This is a genomic window from Hymenobacter bucti, from assembly GCF_042681145.1.
GTDB lineage: Bacteria > Bacteroidota > Bacteroidia > Cytophagales > Hymenobacteraceae > Hymenobacter > Hymenobacter bucti.
This window is the reverse complement of the sequence record NZ_JBHUFD010000005.1, coordinates 891,611-908,555: the sequence shown is the minus strand read 5'-3', so window position 1 is coordinate 908,555 and position 16,945 is coordinate 891,611. Positions and strand designations below refer to the sequence as shown.

Annotated in this window: 19 protein-coding genes; 11 read left to right on the top strand and 8 right to left on the bottom strand. The window is 63.2% G+C overall.

Annotation, left to right across the window (positions count from 1 at the left end):
* Positions 1 to 108 precede the first annotated feature (108 nt).
* Entirely contained in the window at positions 109 to 648 is a 540-nt protein-coding gene (locus tag ACFSDX_RS15945) for a DUF1599 domain-containing protein (protein WP_382315268.1), read from the top strand.
* Positions 649 to 763: 115 nt separating this feature from the next.
* Positions 764 to 1,879 (top strand): BT_3928 family protein, encoded by a 1,116-nt coding sequence (locus ACFSDX_RS15940; protein ID WP_382315266.1) that lies wholly within the window; start codon positions 764 to 766, stop codon positions 1,877 to 1,879.
* 131 nt (positions 1,880 to 2,010) lie between these two features.
* Here ACFSDX_RS15940 and ACFSDX_RS15935 read toward each other — a convergent pair whose 3' ends face one another.
* Positions 2,011 to 4,203, bottom strand: coding sequence for a tetratricopeptide repeat-containing sensor histidine kinase (locus tag ACFSDX_RS15935; protein WP_382315265.1), 2,193 nt, complete (start codon positions 4,201 to 4,203; stop codon positions 2,011 to 2,013).
* A gap of 112 nt (positions 4,204 to 4,315) precedes the next feature.
* Entirely contained in the window at positions 4,316 to 5,086 is a 771-nt protein-coding gene (locus tag ACFSDX_RS15930; protein ID WP_382315263.1) for a hypothetical protein, read from the bottom strand.
* A 228-nt stretch (positions 5,087 to 5,314) separates the two neighbouring features.
* Here ACFSDX_RS15930 and ACFSDX_RS15925 point away from each other — a divergent pair, with 228 nt between their 5' ends.
* From ACFSDX_RS15925 to ACFSDX_RS15915, 3 genes are all read left to right on the top strand, one after another.
* Positions 5,315 to 6,376 carry an ABC transporter permease gene (locus ACFSDX_RS15925; protein ID WP_382315261.1) on the top strand — a complete coding sequence of 354 codons (1,062 nt, stop codon included), beginning with the start codon at positions 5,315 to 5,317 and terminating at the stop codon, positions 6,374 to 6,376.
* Positions 6,377 to 6,526: 150 nt separating this feature from the next.
* Positions 6,527 to 7,072 carry a shikimate kinase gene (locus ACFSDX_RS15920; RefSeq protein WP_382315259.1) on the top strand — a complete coding sequence of 182 codons (546 nt, stop codon included), beginning with the start codon at positions 6,527 to 6,529 and terminating at the stop codon, positions 7,070 to 7,072.
* A 59-nt stretch (positions 7,073 to 7,131) separates the two neighbouring features.
* A complete protein-coding gene (locus ACFSDX_RS15915) occupies positions 7,132 to 7,788 on the top strand; it encodes a sterol desaturase family protein (RefSeq protein ID WP_382315257.1) in 657 nt (218 codons plus the stop codon).
* Positions 7,789 to 7,859: 71 nt separating this feature from the next.
* Here the strand turns inward: ACFSDX_RS15915 and ACFSDX_RS15910 are convergent, their stop codons facing one another.
* Positions 7,860 to 8,048, bottom strand: coding sequence for a hypothetical protein (locus ACFSDX_RS15910; protein WP_382315255.1), 189 nt, complete (start codon positions 8,046 to 8,048; stop codon positions 7,860 to 7,862).
* A gap of 166 nt (positions 8,049 to 8,214) precedes the next feature.
* Between ACFSDX_RS15910 and galK the strand changes: the two genes are divergently transcribed.
* From galK to ACFSDX_RS15895, 3 genes are read left to right on the top strand one after another with little or no spacing between them, the layout of a single operon-like run.
* Positions 8,215 to 9,378 (top strand): galactokinase, encoded by a 1,164-nt coding sequence (galK, locus tag ACFSDX_RS15905; protein WP_382315253.1) that lies wholly within the window; start codon positions 8,215 to 8,217, stop codon positions 9,376 to 9,378.
* Positions 9,379 to 9,993, top strand: a complete 615-nt coding sequence (locus ACFSDX_RS15900) for a 5-formyltetrahydrofolate cyclo-ligase (protein ID WP_382315251.1) — start codon at positions 9,379 to 9,381, stop codon at positions 9,991 to 9,993.
* Positions 9,994 to 10,013: 20 nt separating this feature from the next.
* Positions 10,014 to 10,550: a biopolymer transporter ExbD gene (locus tag ACFSDX_RS15895; protein ID WP_382315249.1), complete on the top strand. Its 537-nt coding sequence runs from the start codon at positions 10,014 to 10,016 to the stop codon at positions 10,548 to 10,550.
* Here the strand turns inward: ACFSDX_RS15895 and ACFSDX_RS15890 are convergent.
* From ACFSDX_RS15890 to mnmC2, 4 genes are all read right to left on the bottom strand, one after another.
* Positions 10,534 to 11,076: a GDYXXLXY domain-containing protein gene (locus tag ACFSDX_RS15890; RefSeq protein ID WP_382315247.1), complete on the bottom strand. Its 543-nt coding sequence runs from the start codon at positions 11,074 to 11,076 to the stop codon at positions 10,534 to 10,536. The two genes, ACFSDX_RS15895 and ACFSDX_RS15890, sit on opposite strands and share 17 nt — an antisense overlap.
* A complete protein-coding gene (locus ACFSDX_RS15885) occupies positions 11,076 to 12,341 on the bottom strand; it encodes a DUF2157 domain-containing protein (RefSeq protein WP_382315246.1) in 1,266 nt (421 codons plus the stop codon). Before ACFSDX_RS15885 ends, ACFSDX_RS15890 begins: the two co-directional genes overlap by 1 nt.
* A complete protein-coding gene (locus tag ACFSDX_RS15880; protein WP_382315244.1) occupies positions 12,331 to 12,633 on the bottom strand; it encodes a hypothetical protein in 303 nt (100 codons plus the stop codon). The genes ACFSDX_RS15885 and ACFSDX_RS15880 overlap by 11 nt, the downstream gene beginning before the upstream one ends.
* Positions 12,634 to 12,820: 187 nt before the next feature.
* Positions 12,821 to 13,552 (bottom strand): tRNA (5-methylaminomethyl-2-thiouridine)(34)-methyltransferase MnmC2, encoded by a 732-nt coding sequence (gene mnmC2, locus ACFSDX_RS15875; RefSeq protein WP_382315242.1) that lies wholly within the window; start codon positions 13,550 to 13,552, stop codon positions 12,821 to 12,823.
* A 14-nt stretch (positions 13,553 to 13,566) separates the two neighbouring features.
* Between mnmC2 and ACFSDX_RS15870 the strand changes: the two genes are divergently transcribed.
* From ACFSDX_RS15870 to ACFSDX_RS15860, 3 genes are all read left to right on the top strand, one after another.
* On the top strand, positions 13,567 to 14,001 hold the full coding sequence (locus ACFSDX_RS15870; RefSeq protein ID WP_382315240.1) for a thioesterase family protein: 435 nt from the start codon (positions 13,567 to 13,569) through the stop codon (positions 13,999 to 14,001).
* Positions 13,998 to 14,612 (top strand): thiamine phosphate synthase, encoded by a 615-nt coding sequence (locus tag ACFSDX_RS15865; RefSeq protein WP_382315238.1) that lies wholly within the window; start codon positions 13,998 to 14,000, stop codon positions 14,610 to 14,612. The genes ACFSDX_RS15870 and ACFSDX_RS15865 overlap by 4 nt, the downstream gene beginning before the upstream one ends.
* 178 nt (positions 14,613 to 14,790) lie before the next feature.
* Positions 14,791 to 15,804: a hypothetical protein gene (locus ACFSDX_RS15860; RefSeq protein ID WP_382315236.1), complete on the top strand. Its 1,014-nt coding sequence runs from the start codon at positions 14,791 to 14,793 to the stop codon at positions 15,802 to 15,804.
* Positions 15,805 to 15,812: 8 nt separating this feature from the next.
* On the opposite strand, the gene thiH is transcribed toward ACFSDX_RS15860, so the two are convergent.
* A complete protein-coding gene (gene thiH / locus ACFSDX_RS15855) occupies positions 15,813 to 16,922 on the bottom strand; it encodes a 2-iminoacetate synthase ThiH (protein WP_382315234.1) in 1,110 nt (369 codons plus the stop codon).
* Between the last annotated feature and the right edge of the window lie 23 nt (positions 16,923 to 16,945).

Genomic DNA, 16,945 nt, shown 5'->3' with positions numbered 1-16,945 from the left:
GGCCCGCCGGATGGTTTTTACCGCGGAAGGCGCGGAAGGATACGCGGAGCGCCGCGGAAGCTCGCCTAGGGCAGCCCTTCACTCATTCACTCAGTCGCTCGTTTACCCTTGACCACCGCCGCCCACTACGACCTTATCCTGGCCCGCTGCCGCGAGCTGTTTTTGGCCAAAACCTACGACTACGGCACGGCGTGGCGCATTTTGCGCCTGCCCTCGGTCACGGACCAGATTTTTATCAAGGCCAACCGCATTCGCACGATTCAGGAAGTGGGCCAGCAGATGATAGCCGACGACGTAGACGGCGAGTTCGTGGCCATCATCAACTACTGCCTCATTGCCCTCATGCAGCTGCGCCTGCCTGCCGACGCGCCTCTCGACTTGCCCGCCGACCAAGTGGCCGCCACCTACGACCACGAGGCGCAGGCCAACCGCGACCTGCTGCTGGCCAAAAACCACGACTACGGCGAAGCCTGGCGCCAAATGCGCGTATCAAGCATTACCGACCTCATCCTGATGAAATTGCACCGCATTAAGCAGCTTGAAGACCTCGGCGGCGCCGCTCGCGTAAGTGAAGGCGTGGAGGGCGGCTACCGCGACATGCTGAACTATGCCGTGTTTGCCCTCATTCTGCGGGAAGACAAGGAGTGAATTGGTGAATCAGTGATTGAGTGAATTGTAAAAAGCTACTGGCTGCTCCTTCACTCATTCACCAACTCGCTCCTTCACCAATTCACCAACTCACTCATTCACCCCCCTTCACTCTATGCGCCTCTTCACCCGCATTTGCTGGGCGCTGCTTGGCATCGTCTTCATCTTCTCGGGCCTCATCAAGCTCAACGACCCGGTGGGCACGGCCATTAAGCTGGAAGAATACTTCGAGGTTTTTGCCCTCGACCTGCCGAGCCTAGGGGGCTTTTTTGAGTGGTTTAAGAACCAGAGCCGGTTTTTGAGCATCGCGCTCAGCTCGCTCGAAGCCATTTTGGGGGTGGCGCTGCTGCTGCGCTGGTACCTGCGCCGCACGCTCTACCTGCTGCTGGCGCTGCTAGTGTTTTTTGGCTTCCTGACCTTCTACTCGGCGGCCTTCAACAAGGTGACGGACTGCGGCTGCTTCGGCGACTTCGTCAAGCTCACGCCCTGGACCTCGTTTGTCAAGGATATGCTGCTGCTGGTGCTGTGGGGCGTGGTGTTTGCGGGCCAACGGTTTCTGCGCCACCGCTTTGTGCAGGGTACGCCGGGCCTCATGACCATGACCTTTGCCAGTGCCCTCATCATTGGCATTGGGGTGCGGGCGCTGGGGCACCTGCCGTACTTCGACTTTTTGCCCTACAAAGTGGGCAACAACATCGGCCAGCTCATGAAGCCCGCCGCGCCGGCCCGCTACCGCTACACCTTCACGCGGGGCGCTGAAACCAAGGAGTTTGACCAGTTTCCGACCGACTCGACCTGGAAGTACAAGGCCATGACTATCCTGAACCCCGAGGAGTCGCGTCCCGTCATCACGGACCTGCGCCTGACCGACCCCGAGGGCAACGACGCTACCCAGCAAATGCTGACCGGCAACAAGCTGGTGCTGGTGGTGCAAAACACCAACAAGACCGACCGCGAGCGGTTCGAGCAGCTCAACGAGCTGTTTGCCGCCGCCGCCAAGTCGCGCAAGAGCATTGGTGTGATGACGATTACGAGCACCGGCGCGGGCAAGTTCGACGCGTTTCGGCACGATATGAACCTGGCCACGCCCTACTACTTTGCCGACGCCACGGTGCTCAAAACTATGATTCGGGCCAACCCCGGCCTGCTGGTGCTGCACAACGGCATCGTAATGGCCAAATACCATTACCACGACATCCCGGCGCTCTACCAAATCGAAAAGGCACTGTAATAGTCAGCCGTAGCTTGGACTTTGTAGTCCGAGCGCGAGCGCAGCTCGCATGAACCTAAGCGAACGTCTGTGCACGTAGATGCTCGCTGCGCGAGCGCTCGGACTACAAAGTCCACGCTACTTCTGGTTGCTTAATCGGCCCAACCTAGGGCGGCGGCTGGGGCCTGCAGCGCCTCCTCGGCCGGGGCCGCGGGGGCGGCCGGCAGCGTCACCACAAACTCGGTGAACTCGCCCTCCCGCGTATTAACGCTGAGCGTGCCGCCGTAGCCCTTTGTGATGATGTCGTAGCTAAACCACAGCCCGAGGCCAGTGCCTTCGCCCGCGGGCTTGGTAGTGAAAAACGGATTGTAGATTTTCTCGATTACGGCGGCCGGAATACCCGTGCCATTGTCGCGCACGCGCAGCTCAAGGAGCTTGCCCCGGCGGCGGGTGCTCACTTGCACCTCGGGCGCGTAGGCGGGCCCTAGGTGTGCGGCTTGCTGCTGCACGGCATAAAACGCGTTGGTAAATAGGTTAAGTAGCACCCGGCCCAGCTCCTGGGGCACCACGTGCAGCAGCCCTAGGTGGGGGTCGAGGTCGAGGGTGCGCGCCACCTCTAGGTCGCGGTGCTTGGCTTGCAGGCCGTGGTAGGCCAGGCGCAGGAAGTCGGGCACCACGGCATTCAGGTCCACGGGCTGGCGCTGGCCGGCGTCGGCGCGGGCGTGCTCGAGCATGCCCTTCACAATGTCGCCCGCTCGCGAGCCGTGCTGGTGAATCTTGCGCAGGTTTTGCTTTAGGTCGCTGAGCAGGCTGGCTTCGAGGGCCGCGTCGCGGGCGGGTTCCTGCACCTCCTCTTCCAGCTCGGCTGCCAGCTCCAGGCTCACTTCGGCGAAGTTGTTGACGAAGTTGAGCGGGTTCTGAATCTCGTGGGCCACGCCCGCCGTGAGGGCGGCCAGCGCCACCATTTTCTCGCTCTGCACCAGCTGGCCCTGGGTGGCTTTCAGCGCCAGCAAAGCCTGGTTAAGCTCATCGCGCTGCTGGGCAATGTGCTCATTCTTCGCGTTCAGCTCGCGGTTGGCGCGCTGCTTGAGGTACATGTTGCGGCCCAGCAAGCCCAGTACCAGCACCGTGCCCAGCAGGCCCGCTAGCAAGCCCAGCAGCTGCTGCCGCTGCAGTTGCCGGCGCTTGGTGAGTAGGGCTATTTCCGTCTGCTTTTTGTCCAGCTCGTAGCCGTAGCGTAGGGCGCTGGTACGGCGCTGCGTTTCCTCGCCCGAGAGCGAGTCGCGGTAGCCGATACCCAGGCGCTGGTAGTGGTAGGCTTGCTTAAAAGAATCGAGCCGGGCGTAGGCCTGGGCCAAGATGTCGCTGGCGTTGTAAAGATTGAGGTTGTCGTGGGCGGACTGGCTGAGCGCAAAACCATGCTTGGCCAAAGGCAAGGCGCTATCGGTTTGGGCCAAAAACAAATATGCCCGCGCCCGCGCCAGTTCGGCGCCGGGCAGGTTGTAGCCGTCGTGGTTGGCCTGCACTAGGGCCCGGGCGGTGCGGCCATGCGCCAGCGCCTGCGCATAGTCGCCTTGCTGCGCATAAAGCTCCGCCAGGTTTATCTCATCCGTAGTAGCGCTTTTGAGGTCGCCCAGCTGGTGGTTTAGCCGCGCCGACCGTTGGAAATAAGTGATGGCCCGCGGCCATTTTTTGAGTAGCTTGTAAGTGTTGCCCAGGTAGTTGAGCGCCGAGGCCACCACGTAGTCGTCGCCCACGGCCCGCCCGTTTTTCAGCGCGGCTTGCAGCACCGGGATGGCATCAGTGTAATTGCCCAGCTGCACGTAGATGCCGCCTAGGGTAGCTTGCAGCTGCACTTGGGTCACGCGGTCGCCGGCCTGCTCGGCATACGAAATGCCTTGCAGCGCGGCCCGCATGGCCGCTACCATGTTGTTGCCGGGCACGCTCTCTATTAAGCTCAGCTGCAAGTAAGTCTGGGCGAGTCCCCTGCGGTTGCGCTCCCTGGTAAAGAGCTGGCGGGCCTGCGCGGTGTAGCGCCGCGCCAGGGGGTAGTTGGCCTGGAGGCGGGCCGCGGTGCCTAGGCTAATCAGGGCGCGGCCTTCGCCGCGGGCATAGTGCAAGTGCCGGCTAAGGGCCAGCTCCTGCCGCAGCAGGCCGATTGCCTGGGGCAGGTCGGTCGCCAGAAATTCGTTGGATAAGGCGTGGAGCCGCTGCACGCGGGTAGTGTCCGGCGTAGCGTGCGTGCGCAGCAAGGCGCGCAAGCTGTCGGTCAGGCTCGTCTGGGCCCGCAGCGGGGAGGCGTGCAGCCAGCCAATCGCCAGTAGAAAAGCCAGCCAGCGCTTCATAACCAAGCTAATAGAGGTAGCGAGTGGCCCAAAAAAGAGCCGTGACGGTGCGTAAGGGCTACGGGGTAGCGCCGCCCGGCGAAACGTGCCCCCGGTCCTTTTTCAAAAGGATTCAGCGTCGGTTTTTCTTCTTAAAGAGTAGCTTCCGAAGGGCTGGCCACACGAGCGCACCCGCCACAAAGCCTAGCAGCAACGGGAGCAAGTGGCCTTTCCTTGGCAACGGCGGACCCGGCAAAAAGCCGTGCGGATAAGGCGGGTTCACCATCAGCCCAAACTGGTCGCCGGATTCAGATTCAATCGCGCTGCGTTCGGGTACGTCATCTTTTTCGCCTTGCGGAGCCGGGCTATTCGGCGCGCTGGGCTTTGGTGAGTCAGGCTGTGGCGGGTCTATTTCTTTGAATTTAGCGTTGTCTTTTAAGAGCTTGCGGTGGGCCTTTTCGAGGTCTTTATGGCTATCGGATGAGCCAGTAGATACTGCGTAATATACGATTATGCAGTCCCGCTTGGCATGCGAGCCGTCTCCCCAAATCAGCAGGAGCTCCATCTCGCCATAGCTGCCTATCTGCAAGCTGGTTTGCTGGGGCAGCGGGCCCCCTGGCGCCGGGCGAGTGCCCGTGTAAAAAGCAACCGCGTCTAGGTAGAGCTGCTCAGTAGAAAACCTAATCACGAACGAAGCTGCCCGGTAGGGTAGCTTAATCCCCTTGCCCAGTCGGGTAATAGCGAAGGCACCTAGGTGGTCGGGTAGTAGCATGGCGCGGGCATGGGGAAATGGTAAGTGAAAAACGGGTAGCGCTGCCCGCTTGCGGGGAGCTAAATACCGACATAGAGTAGTAATATATAAATGTACATATTTTTTAGATATACACAAATAATTCAACGGCATCTTATTTTAGTAGTAACCAGGCAGCGGCCCTGCCGCAGGGTAATCTGTCCGTTTCTTTCGTCAAAGGCAGCGCAAAAAGCGGCGCCCAGGCGTGCCGGCCCCGCGGGCGGCGCGGTGGATTACTGCTGCAACAGCCTAATTTCGTGACTTCGGAGCGGCGGGCGGCTCCACCGGGCGCGCCGTGGCAAACGGGATGGCGCGGCCCTTTCATTGCGTCTAGTTGCATCTATGCTTTCCTTTCTTTTGCGCCGCCTGGGCCAGGGCCTGCTCGTGCTGGTGGGCGTGGCCACGGTGGTGTTTTTCCTCTTCAATGTGCTGCCCGGCGACCCAGCCGCCCTGCTGGCGGGCCAGCGCTCCGACGTGGGCACGCAGGCCGCCATCCGGGCCGACCTAGGGCTGGATGAGCCGCTGCCCGCCCGCCTGCTCGGCTATCTCAACGATGCCTCGCCGCTGGGCGTGCACCCGCGCGACTCGGCTGGCGTGGCGCGCTACGGCGGCGTGGCGCTGCTGCCGCTGGGCGGCCCGCGCGCCCTGGTGCTGAAGTGGCCCTACCTGCGCCGCTCGTTTCAGAGCAACCAGGACGTGCTGACGCTGCTGCTCGGCTACTTCCCCGGCACGCTGTGGCTGGCGCTGGCGGCCATGCTGCTGGCGGCGGTGGGCGGCGTGGCCCTGGGGGTGGCGGCGGCGCTGCGGCCGCAGTCGTGGCTCGATAGGGTGCTGGTGACCACTTCGGTGCTGGGTATTTCAGTACCCTCGTTCGTGGCGGCCATTCTCATCGCGGTCACGTTTGGCTTCTACTGGAGCCACTGGACGGGCCTGAGCCTGACGGGCCAGCTCTACGAAACGGACCCCTTCACGGGCGAGCGCCAACTGGTGCTGCGCAACCTGCTGCTGCCCGCCGTGGCCCTAGGGGTGCGGCCGCTGGCCATTATCATGCAGCTCACGCGCTCCAGCATGCTCGACGTGTTGAGCCAGGACTACATCCGCACGGCGCGGGCCAAGGGCCTGAGCCCCGGCCGCACCGTGTGGCGCCACGCCCTGCGCAACGCCCTCAACCCGGTGGTTACGGCGGTGTCGGGCTGGCTGGCTTCGCTGATGGCGGGCGCCTTCTTTATCGAATACATCTTCAACTGGAAGGGCCTGGGCACCGTGACGCTGCGGGCGGTCGAGAACCTGGATTTCCCGGTCGTGATGGGCGCCACGCTCTTCGTGGCCGCCATTTTCGTGCTCGTCAACATCGCCGTGGACATGCTGTATGCCCTGCTCGACCCTAGGGTGAAAATCAACTGAAAGAGGAGTAAAAAGCGTCTGTCATTGCGAGCGCAGCGAAGTAATCTTTCCTTCGCGTTGACTTACGTAAGTGAACGTCTGCTATGCGGAAAGGAAAGGTTGCTTCGCTGCGCTCGCAATGACAGATGCTCTCCGCCTTCCCGAAAAAAAATGAATAACCTCTACCTCATCGGCCTGCCGGGCTCGGGCAAAACGACCATTGGCCGCCGCCTGGCGGCGCACTACGGCCGCGCGTTCCGGGACCTCGACGCCGACATTGTAACCCAGGCGGGGCGCACGGTGCCGGAGATTTTTGCGGCCGAAGGCGAGGCGGGTTTTCGGCAGCGCGAGGCCGATGCGCTGCGCGCCGTGGCCGCCCGCAGTGGCCCGCCGCTGGTGCTGGCCACGGGCGGCGGCACGCCCTGCTTTCACGATAACCTGGACGTGCTGCACCGTACGGGCTTCACCCTGTGGCTCGATGTGCCGCTGCCCGAGCTGGTGCGGCGCCTGGTGCGCGGCAGCGGCACGCGGCCACTGCTGGCCGCCACGGCCGCCCAGGAAAGTCCCGAAGCTGCACTTTTTGAGCAGCTCGCCCGAACCCTGGCCGCCCGCGAGCGGTTCTATAGTCAGGCTCGGCTGCGCCATTCGGGCGCCGCCACGGTAGCGGCCATCACGGCGGCGCTGGCCGAGGCGGGCTTTAGCCCGACTTCAACCTAAACCAAAGTTGGTCGTAAATTTGCCGTTTACTACCTGATTTTATTAGCTTTCGTATGGATATGGACACTGTTACTGAGCAGCCCGCCAAAGTGGCTGCCGCACCAGTTCGGCCCAAGCACAAAGGCTCGGCGCAGCTGTTTAAAAACCCGGTGCTGGAGCGGCTTTCGCACACGCACATCGCCTTGCCGGTCAGTATTTTTATTGCTACGGCCCTGGTGAGCCTGTACTACGGCATCACGCACGGCTTCGTGGCGGGGTTGTCGGGGCTGGGCTTGTTCTTGGGTGGGCTGCTGCTTTTCTCGTTTGTGGAGTACTTGGTGCACCGCTACGTGTACCACATTCCGGCCACCACGGCCGGCCGGGCCAAGTTTCAGTACACCATGCACGGCGTGCACCACGAGTACCCCAAGGACGAAACCCGGCTGGCCATGCCGCCCATCCTGACAGTGTTTGTGGCGTCGCTGCTGTTTTTCATTTTCCGGTTTGCGTTCGGTAACTGGGCCTTTGGTATTTTGGCGGGCTTCACGTTTGGGTACGCCATGTATCTATTTGTGCACTACGCCATTCACGTGTACGCGCCGCCCAAAAACTTCCTTAAAGTGTGGTGGACGCACCACGCCCAGCACCACTACCGCCAGGATGAAGTAGCCTTTGGCGTGAGCAGCACCCTCTGGGACCACATTATCGGCACTATGCCCACCAAGCGCAACGCCTAGCAGCGTAGCAGCCACAAAAAAGGCGCGGCCCCTACTTAGGGGCCGCGCCTTTTTTGTGTCAACAGCAGTGCTTAGGCATTGGGGTTCTTGCCGCCGCCCATTTTGGTTACGAGCCAGAAGATGAGGGCTACGACGATAAACACGCCGATGACGCCAATCCAGATGCCACCCTGCACGAGGTTGCCAGCGAGCTCGCAGCCCGTGAGCGTGGTGGCCAGCATTGCCAGCACAAAGAGGAGAGATAACCGGGAAGTAGTCATTAGAAGAGGTCAGAAAGTAAAGAAGGAGGGCGCTGCGGCTCTGCGCTTAGCGCTAGTCAGGCTTACTGTGTCCGGGGGCAAAAGGTTGGGCGCTACCTTCGCCCCTGTAACTGTTGGCGCGCCAGTAGTTGCGGCCTACCCACCCACTTCTGTTAGTTATTTTCTTATGACTGCTGCTGCCCTCACCCACGCTTTTACTCAGCACTTTGGCGCCGCGCCGGCCCTGCTAGTGCGCGCCCCCGGCCGCCTCAACCTCATCGGCGAGCACACCGACTACAACCAGGGCCTGGTGCTGCCCGGCGCCATCACGCAGGCCGTCAGCTTCGGGCTGCGCCTCAATGGCACCGACAAAATCCGGCTGCGGGCGCTCGATTTTGACAGTGACTACGAGGTGGCCGTGGGCGACATCAAGCCCCTCGAGCAGGGGCACTGGGCCAACTACCAGCTGGGCGTGGTGGCTGGTTTGGTGCAGCGCGGCGCCCAGGTGCCGGGCTTTGACTGCGCATTTGGGGGTGATATTCCGTCGGGCGCGGGCCTCTCATCGTCGGCCGCCGTGGAGTGCGGCGTGGCCTGGGGCCTCAATAAAATGCTGGACCTAGGCCACGATACGATGGCGCTGGCCCTCATTGCGCAGCAGGCCGAACACGAGTACGCTATGGTGCAGTGCGGGCTCATGGACCAGTTTGCTAGCCTCTTTGGCCGGGCCGGGCACGTGGTGCGGCTCGACTGCCGCACGCTCGAGTACGCCTACTTTCCGCTCGATACGGCCGCCTGCCGCCTGGTGCTCTGCAACTCGGGCGTGAAGCACGCGCTGGCCGACAGCGAGTACAACACGCGCCGCGAGGAGTGCGGCGAGGGCGCCCGCATTCTGGCGGAGAAAAACCCGAATATCAAGTCGCTGCGCGATGCTACGCTGGCTGAAATCGAAGCCGCCAAGGAAGAGTTGGGCGAGGTAATCGCGCGCCGCTGCCGCTACGTGGTGGAGGAAAATGCCCGCGTAGAGGAGCTTACCGAGCACCTGTCGGCTGGCCGGCAGCTGCACGAAGTAGGCGAGTTGATTTATGCCAGCCACAACGGCCTGCGCGACGACTACGAAGTGAGCTGCGCCGAGCTGGACGTGCTCGTGGAGCTGGCCCACGAGGCGCCCGGCGCCTACGGCGCCCGCATGATGGGCGGCGGCTTCGGCGGCTGCACCATCAACCTGGTAGCCACCGCCGAGGTCGATAATTTCATCGCCTTTATGACCCAAGGCTACCAGGACCGTCTGGGCCTGAAGCTCGAAACCTACATCACGACCCTGGCCGACGGCGTAGGCGAAATCTTCGCCTAGGTGGCTGCCGAGCTTACCAAAGCCGCCCTGCGCCGCGCCGCCCTGGCGCGGCGCAGGGCCTTACCCGCCGAAGAAATAGCCCGCCGCAGCGCCCAGCTGTGCGCGGGCTTTTTTCGGCATTTTTCGGTGGCTGAGTGGCGCTGGCTGCACGTGTTTCTGCCGCTGGCCAGCCAGAACGAGCCCGATACCTGGGCCATTATTCGCCGGGTGTGGGCTGAGCAAAGGGCCCTACAGCTCGCCGCGCCCGTGGTGCAGCCCGACGGTATCTCGCTGCGGCACTACGAGTTGACGCCAGCCACGCCGCTGGTGCTTAACCGCTGGGGCATCCCGGAGCCGGTGGCCGCCCTAGGTGCCGAAGTACTGCCCGCGCAGCTCGATGCCGTGCTGGTGCCGCTGCTGGCCTGCGACCAGCGCGGCCACCGCGTGGGCTACGGCGGGGGCTTCTACGACCGCTTTCTGGCGCAGTGCCGGCCCGGTACGCAGTTTATCGGGCTGAGTATCTTAGAAGGAGAACCCGTAGCAGAAATAGCCGACGTATTGCCGACCGATGTGCCGTTGCACGCCTGCCTGACGCCCGGCGGGGTGTGGAATTTCCAGGCGCTAGGCATCAGGTAGGAGTAATTGCTTCTATACTGATGGCTACATCTCCTACCTCCACCTTTAAAGTCAGCGCCCGGCTTCGCACAAGCTGGCACCGCTTCCACCTCGACATGACGCCGATGGTGGGCCTGGCGTTTTTGCTGCTGACATTTTTCCTGCTGCACGCGGGCGTGGCCAAGCCGCGGATACTGCCACTGACGATGCCAGTTGCTGATAAGTCAGATACTTACGGTATAGGCATTTGCCTCCTTAGCGAGACGATGACGATTATTTTAGGTGATAATCATCAGTTACATTATTACCACGGAATGAATAATCCGCTTGACCCGTCGGTACCTACTCCCGAATTGCGCACCACTGATTTTAGCGCCTTAGGCATTCGCCAGATGCTATTAGTGCGCCGTTCGCAACAACCGGAACCAGTGATTCTGATAAAGCCTGCGCCGGGGGCTACGTACAAGGATATGGTTGATATTCTGGATGAAATGAATATTACAAGCCAAAAGAAATATGCGCTCGTGCCCCTAGGTGCCGCCGACCGCCAATTGCTGCTGGCTAACGGCCAGCGGTAGGTCTGGACAGCTCGACGCGCTCGATGCGGGCCTGGCCCCAGGGCGCGATGCTGACGCGCACGCGCACAGCCGGGCTGGTTTTGCCGAGGCGCAGGGGGCTGTCGCCGGGCACGTAGTAGCGCTCCAGGTTATAGCGCAGGCCCAGGCTACGGGGGAATACATCGGTGACCCAGCCACGCAATACGGCTTGGCCGGCGGCGGGGCGCGGAGCCGCGTCGTACACGCCGGCCACGGTGGCCAGGCTGTCGGCGCCGGTGCTGAGCAGCACGTACACGCTCTGGCGGCGTTGGGGCCGGGTAGGGCCGCGCCAGGCCGTGAGCGGCGCCTCGGCAATGGTGTAGCGCAGGCGCACATAGCTCTCGTACTGCAAGCTGTGCAAATCGACGGGGCTGGTAGCCAGCACGATGTGCTGGCCGTAGGCGGTGGTGGCGTAGCCGGCCCCGGCCACGCCCAGCACGTAGAGCAGCTGGGCCGCCACCAGCAGCCGCACCAGCATGCGGTGGGAGGGAGTGGAGCGGGTCGGCATCAGGCAGCGGGATTTTGGTCGGGAGAGGTGGGTGTGGGGGCGCCCGCCACGGTGGCCACGCCCGCCGCGAGGCGCTGGGCATTGCGGCGGCGCAAAAACCAGCTCAAGCCCAGCAGCAGCACGCCCCCAATCAGGAAGAACAGCGATTTATCAAGGAAGGCCCAGGTGAGCTTGAAGTACGCCACCATCGTGGCCACCACGAACAGCACAGTACCTAGGGTAAGCTGCTCAGCCTCGCCCGAACGGTGAGCGCGGGCCAGCACCGAGCCGGCGTGCGCATACAGCACCACCAGCGTGGCAATGGCCAGCGGCAGCCCGCCCGGCAGGTAGAAGCCTGGCAGCAGCAGCAGCCAGTCGGGTAGCGAGGCCAGCCGGCCGCGCTGGCGCTTGCCCGCCACCGACAGCCCAAACACCGCCGCCAGCGCCCCTAGGTAAGCCAGCACCGGCGGGCGCAGCAGCCCCGCGTACTGGTCAGTCTCGCCAAATAGCGCCAGGCCGAGCGCAAATAAATAGGCCGCAATGAGCACCGGGCCTTGCAGGGCGCGGCTGGCTGGGCGCGCGGGGTGCCAGTCGCCGGCCGCGTACACGAGCATGGCCGGGATGAAAAACCAGGTGATTTTAGCGTGCGAGAGCGCCACCCACAGCGCCGCCTGCCACAGCAGCCCCGTGGCCAGCACCGAGGCTACAATAGTATCGGGCCGCCGCCACCAGCGGTAGCCGCTGCCCAGCGCCACCAGCCCCATCGTAGCGTAGCTGAAGGTACCTAGAGCCTGCGTGCAATACGTCTGCACCGCCGCCCCAATGATAATGGGCAGCAGCGCTAGTGCTTGGCTTTCATAAAGATAGCTCAGCAGCACTCCCACCACTACCCAGGCCAGCAGGCCGCTCACATCGTAGCCCACCAGCTGGTAGAGCTGGCTGGTAAGGATAATGCTGACCCCAAAAAACACCAGCCCCACCCCCACCAGCCCGTGGCCCACCCGCCGGTTGCCGCGGCGCAGGAAGTACTCGCCGCCCGCGTAGGTGGCCGCCAGGGTGGCCAGCAGCAACCCTAGGCGCATCTGCGTGGGCAAGCTCTGCCAGTTGGCGGCCACTACGCTGAGCGCGCTCAGCAGCAGCAAAATGCTGCCCAGCAGCGGCAGCAGGCCCACCGCCTGCACGGCCTCGGGCGGGTAGCGGGCCAGCAGGCGCTGCTGCTGCTCGGCCGTGATAAGGCCCTCAGTTACCCAGGCTGGGCTTTCAGTTTCGAGAAATTTACGACTCATTGGCCGCGCAACTTACGGCAATATGCGCGGTGGCGTGGTCAAGCTCCTCCACTAACTCCTCGACCAAATCATCGAGCCCGTGGTACCAGTCTACGTGCGGCGACACCACGCCGCAGCCCCCAGCCGCGGCCGGGCACTGCGATATTTTCCAGCGGTACTGGCACTTGGGGCACACGGCGGCCGTCTCGAAGCTGTTCCAGACGTAGCCGCAGGTGCACTGCCAGTGCGCCCGGCCGTCGGGCTCCCAGTGGCAGCAAGGGCAATAAATCTCTACTTGTGAATCAGAAGTCATGGCTGCAGAAAAGTAAGCGGTGAGTGCCCGGCGCTGGCTGCCGCGCCTAGGTAAATGCCCTTTTCAACGCAGCCTGCGCGATGAAGATAAGCTTTTTAGCTCAGAAATGAAAACGGTGGGTAAAACGGAGTACCACTCCGTTTGGCGGAATGAGTACCCAAACGCGGAAACGGAGTGCCACTCCTTTCTACCCTGCTTTGCGGGCGCGGGTCATTTCGCGCTTGCCGGGCGGGCCGGGCAGCTTTTCGGTGAGCCAGCCGGCGGCCCGCAGGTTGCGCCGAAACTGGCCCTGGGCGCAGTAGCTCACCAGCACCGCGCCCGGCGCAGCAGCAGCGTAGAGCTTCGCAAATACGTCTTCGGTCCACAGTTCGGGCTGCTTTTCAGGGGCAAAGGCGTCGAAATAAATCAGGTTGTAGTAGCCGGCGGGCAGCGCGGCGGCCTGTACTTCGGCTAGTAGCTTGGTAAGCCGAAAATTAGGACCTAGCGCTGTTTCTTCATTCCAGGGGGCGGCGTGCAGTTGGGCAAAGGCCTGGCTTAGGGTCGGGTCCTCGGCCCACTGCGGGGCCAGCGCCGCCACGGTAGCGGGGGGTAGGGGCACCGTTTCGTAGCCGGCGTAGGTGATAGTTGCCCCGGCAGCTTGGGCTGCCCCTAGGGTCAACAAGGCATTGAGGCCAGTGCCAAGGCCTATTTCCAGTAGCCGTAGCGGCTGCTCTTGCCCCAGGCCCGCCGCCAGCAGCGGCTGCAAGCCCGCCGCGATGAAGACGTGGCGCGACTCCTGCGCCGCGCCGTGGTGCGAGTGGTAGTGCTCGTCGAGCGCGGGCACGTAGAGCGTGGGCGAGCCGTCGGCCGTGGTGCGCACCTCTATTTTTGGGGCCTCGGCGGGCTGCTCTTGATTAACTGATGACTGATAATTGCTCACTGATAACTGAAAATATGGCCCGCGTAAAAATAGGTTTACCCAGCACGTTTCTCTTCGCCACGCAGCTGCCGGTGCGCATCACCGACCTCAACTACGGCGCGCACCTCGGCAACGATGCCCTGCTGAGCCTGCTACACGAGGCGCGGGTGCAACTGCTGGCCCACCTAGGCACGGCCGAAGTAGACTACGCCACCAAGCTCGGCTTCATCATGGCCGACGTGGCCGTGGAGTACAAAGCCGAGGCTTTTTACGGCGACGTGCTGCACATCGAAATCGGCGCCGCCGACCTCAACAAGTACGGCTTCGACCTCGTGTACTTGGTTAAAAACCAGGCCGGCCGCGAAGTGGCCCGCGCCAAAACCGGCATGCTCTGCTTCGACTACAACACCCGCAAGCTGCGCCCGCTCCCGGCCGAGCTGGCTGCCCAAGTTGCCCCGCCGCAGCCGTGAGCGCGCCCTTTCGGCTGCTGCTGCTCAGCGCCCCCACCGCCCAGCTCGACGAGCCGCGCCTGCTCGCCGAGCTGCTGGCGCAGGACCTAGGGCGCCTGCACCTGCGCAAGCCCGGCTGGCCCGCCGCCCAGCTCGAAGCCCTTATCCAGGCGCTGCCGCCGCAGTCTTATCCGCGTGTTGTGTTGCACGGCTATCCGCACCTAGTGCGCCAGTATCAGCTCGGCGGGCTGCACCTCACCGCTAGCCAGCGCGCTGCCGCTCGGCGGCGCCCGGCGCTGCTGCCGGGCCAAACGCTCTCGACCTCCTTCCACTCGCTGGCCGAAATAACCCGCGCGCGCCGCCGCTACGACTACGTATTTCTGAGCCCCATTTTCGATAGCCTCAGCAAGGCCGGCTATGCCAGTAAGTTCGACCTAGGCGAGCTGAGACACTTCTTCTGGACCCAAGCGGCCCGGCCCGGCTACCACCCGCCGGTGCTGGCCCTAGGTGGCGTGGAGGCGCAGACTATCAGCCTGGTGCGCCAAGCGGGCTTCGCGGGCGCGGCCGTGCTCGGGGCCGTGTGGCAAAGCCCCGACCCGGTGGCCGCTTTCCGAGCCTTGCACGGTAGCTAGGGCGGCCACGGTAGTGCTGGCCGCTAGCCTAGCCAGGGCGCAGCAGCAGCAGCTGAGTGGGCCCAATAAACCCATCTATACGCCGTTGCCGTATCACGGGGGCCGGCCGCTTCAGTGCCGGCGCGGTAGCTACTACTACGTAGCAAGCGCTTAATTGATATTAATTTACCTCTTCTCAATGCAATACGGCATGTGTTTCGATGGCAGCGTAGTGCGCGGCCGGGGCGACGACGGGCGCGCCCTGCACTTCTCCAATACCCGCGCCACGGGCCACGTCGAGCACGCAGAGTTTCACTACCACCGGGCGCGCCAAATGGGCCTCACCCTCTTCCGCGATACGGTGCTTTGGGACGAAGCGCGGCGCCGCCCCGACTACGCTTGGCTCGACCGGCTGCACGCGCTTAGCCAGGGCCAGATTGAGCTGGTGCTCAATCACTACGCCCTGCCCGAGTGGCTGGATGAGGCGAGCTTTTGGGGCGAAGGCGCCGCTGCCGCCATGTACGAGCTAAGCTACCAAGTGGCGCGGCGCTACGCGGGCGCGTTTCGTAGCTACAACCTAGGCGCCGAGCTAGGCATCTGGACCGATTGGATTGCGGCGCCCAGCAACCGGCAGTGGCCCTTCGGCAACCGCTCGTGGTGGGAGGTGTACCGCCAAACCAGTGCCATCACCATCGCCATCGCCAAGGGCCTCAAGGCTGGCGACCCCACCTGCCGCACCGCCATGAGCGAGCCCTGGGGCTGGAACCCCGCCGTGCCCTGGGCCGACCAGGCCCGGCCCTTTGCCACCATCCTGGGTCAGCCCGATGAGGTCGCCGTGGCGAACGGCTGCTTTACCTGGCAGCAGGGCCACGCCGGACTGCTCGATATTGTGGGGCTCAATATTTACTTCGAAAACGACCTGGCTGGCATGCTGGCAGCGGCCCGCCGGCTCTTTCCGAGCCAGCGCGTGGTAGTGGCCGAAACCGGCAACCTGCTCCGCCCCGACTGCCATCCGCCTGCCCGCTGGTGGGCCAAGTTTGAAGCCCTGGCCGAGCCCGACCTGGAGGTGAACTGGAGCCCCGGCCTCACCATGCTCACCCACGAGCTGGGCGAGCGCATGGCCGGCAACCTGCTGGGCGAAGACGGCACGCTACATTGGTGCCGCCCCGATTTGGTACGTAGCTCCCGGCCGTCGGCTCCGGTGTTGGGCTAACCGTTGCCTCAGGCCAACGCCGCGTCCCAGTCCTTCCACACCGGCTCGTAACCCTGGCGGCGCAGCATAGCCGCGACTTCGGCCGGGCTGCGCTCATCCGATATCTCGAACTGCTCCAGCGACTCGGGCGCCACCGCGTAGCCGCCGGGGTTGGTCTTCGAGCCCGCGCTGATGCTCGTGATACCCAGCTTGATAACCTGGTCGCGAAAAGCCGGGTTTTCGCGGGTTGAGAGCGACAGCTCGACCTCCTCATTCAGCAAGCGGTAGGCGCAGATGAGCTGCACCAGCTCGCGGTCGCTCATTTCCACCTTGGGTTGCAGCAGGCCCTGGGCCGGCCGCAGGCGCGGAAAAGAAAGGCTGTACTTGGTTTGCCAGTAGGTTTTCTCAAGGTAATCGAGGTGCAGCGCCGTGTAGAAGCAGTCGGTGCGCCAGTCCTCCAGCCCAATAAGCACGCCTAGGCCCATCTTGTAGATACCGGCCCGGCCGAGGCGGTCGGGCGTGTCGAGGCGATACTGAAAGTTCGACTTTTTGCCCTTGGGGTGGTGCTTTTTGTAATCCTCCTGGTGGTAGGTTTCCTGGTACACGAGCACCGTATTCAGTCCCTCCGGAATGAGGCGCTCGTAGTCGGCTTGGTCGAGCGGCTGCACTTCCATGGAGAGGTGCGCGAAGTGCGGGCGCAGCGTTTGCAACGCTTTCTCTAGGTATTCCACGCCCACCGTTTGGTTGGCCTCGCCGGTCACGAGCAGCACGTGGTCGTAGCCCCAGCCTTTAAGCACGGCCGCCTCGGCCAGCATTTCCACGCTGCTGAGCGTACGGCGCTTGAGCTTGTTGTCGAGGCTAAAGCCGCAGTAGGTGCAGATATTCTGGCACTCATTACTCAGATAAAGCGGCACATACAACTGCATGGTATTGCCAAACCGCTGGCGCGTAAGCCGGTGGCTGAGCTGCGCCATCCGCTCTAGATACGGCGCGGCGGCGGGCGAAATCAGCGCCTTAAAATCGTCAAGCGTGCGACACGGCGCAGCTAGCGCCCGCTCCACATCGGCCGCCGTTTTGGCGTAGATGCTAGCTTTGATGTCGTCCCATAAATGGGCTTCGAAAATGGGGCGAAAGCTCATGGTTTGTAGCAGTTTTTCTAAAA

Coding starts and splice junctions, on each gene's coding strand:
- ACFSDX_RS15930 (WP_382315263.1), bottom strand. CDS start 5,086: ATGCCGTTGAATTATTTGTGTATATCTAAAAAATATGTACATTTATAT.
- ACFSDX_RS15885 (WP_382315246.1), bottom strand. CDS start 12,341: ATGAGTCGTAAATTTCTCGAAACTGAAAGCCCAGCCTGGGTAACTGAG.
- ACFSDX_RS15935 (WP_382315265.1), bottom strand. CDS start 4,203: ATGAAGCGCTGGCTGGCTTTTCTACTGGCGATTGGCTGGCTGCACGCC.
- thiH (WP_382315234.1), bottom strand. CDS start 16,922: ATGAGCTTTCGCCCCATTTTCGAAGCCCATTTATGGGACGACATCAAA.
- ACFSDX_RS15940 (WP_382315266.1), top strand. CDS start 764: ATGCGCCTCTTCACCCGCATTTGCTGGGCGCTGCTTGGCATCGTCTTC.
- ACFSDX_RS15895 (WP_382315249.1), top strand. CDS start 10,014: ATGGCTACATCTCCTACCTCCACCTTTAAAGTCAGCGCCCGGCTTCGC.
- ACFSDX_RS15915 (WP_382315257.1), top strand. CDS start 7,132: ATGGACACTGTTACTGAGCAGCCCGCCAAAGTGGCTGCCGCACCAGTT.
- ACFSDX_RS15890 (WP_382315247.1), bottom strand. CDS start 11,076: ATGCCGACCCGCTCCACTCCCTCCCACCGCATGCTGGTGCGGCTGCTG.
- galK (WP_382315253.1), top strand. CDS start 8,215: ATGACTGCTGCTGCCCTCACCCACGCTTTTACTCAGCACTTTGGCGCC.
- ACFSDX_RS15880 (WP_382315244.1), bottom strand. CDS start 12,633: ATGACTTCTGATTCACAAGTAGAGATTTATTGCCCTTGCTGCCACTGG.
- ACFSDX_RS15910 (WP_382315255.1), bottom strand. CDS start 8,048: ATGACTACTTCCCGGTTATCTCTCCTCTTTGTGCTGGCAATGCTGGCC.
- ACFSDX_RS15860 (WP_382315236.1), top strand. CDS start 14,791: ATGCAATACGGCATGTGTTTCGATGGCAGCGTAGTGCGCGGCCGGGGC.
- ACFSDX_RS15870 (WP_382315240.1), top strand. CDS start 13,567: ATGGCCCGCGTAAAAATAGGTTTACCCAGCACGTTTCTCTTCGCCACG.
- ACFSDX_RS15920 (WP_382315259.1), top strand. CDS start 6,527: ATGAATAACCTCTACCTCATCGGCCTGCCGGGCTCGGGCAAAACGACC.
- ACFSDX_RS15925 (WP_382315261.1), top strand. CDS start 5,315: ATGCTTTCCTTTCTTTTGCGCCGCCTGGGCCAGGGCCTGCTCGTGCTG.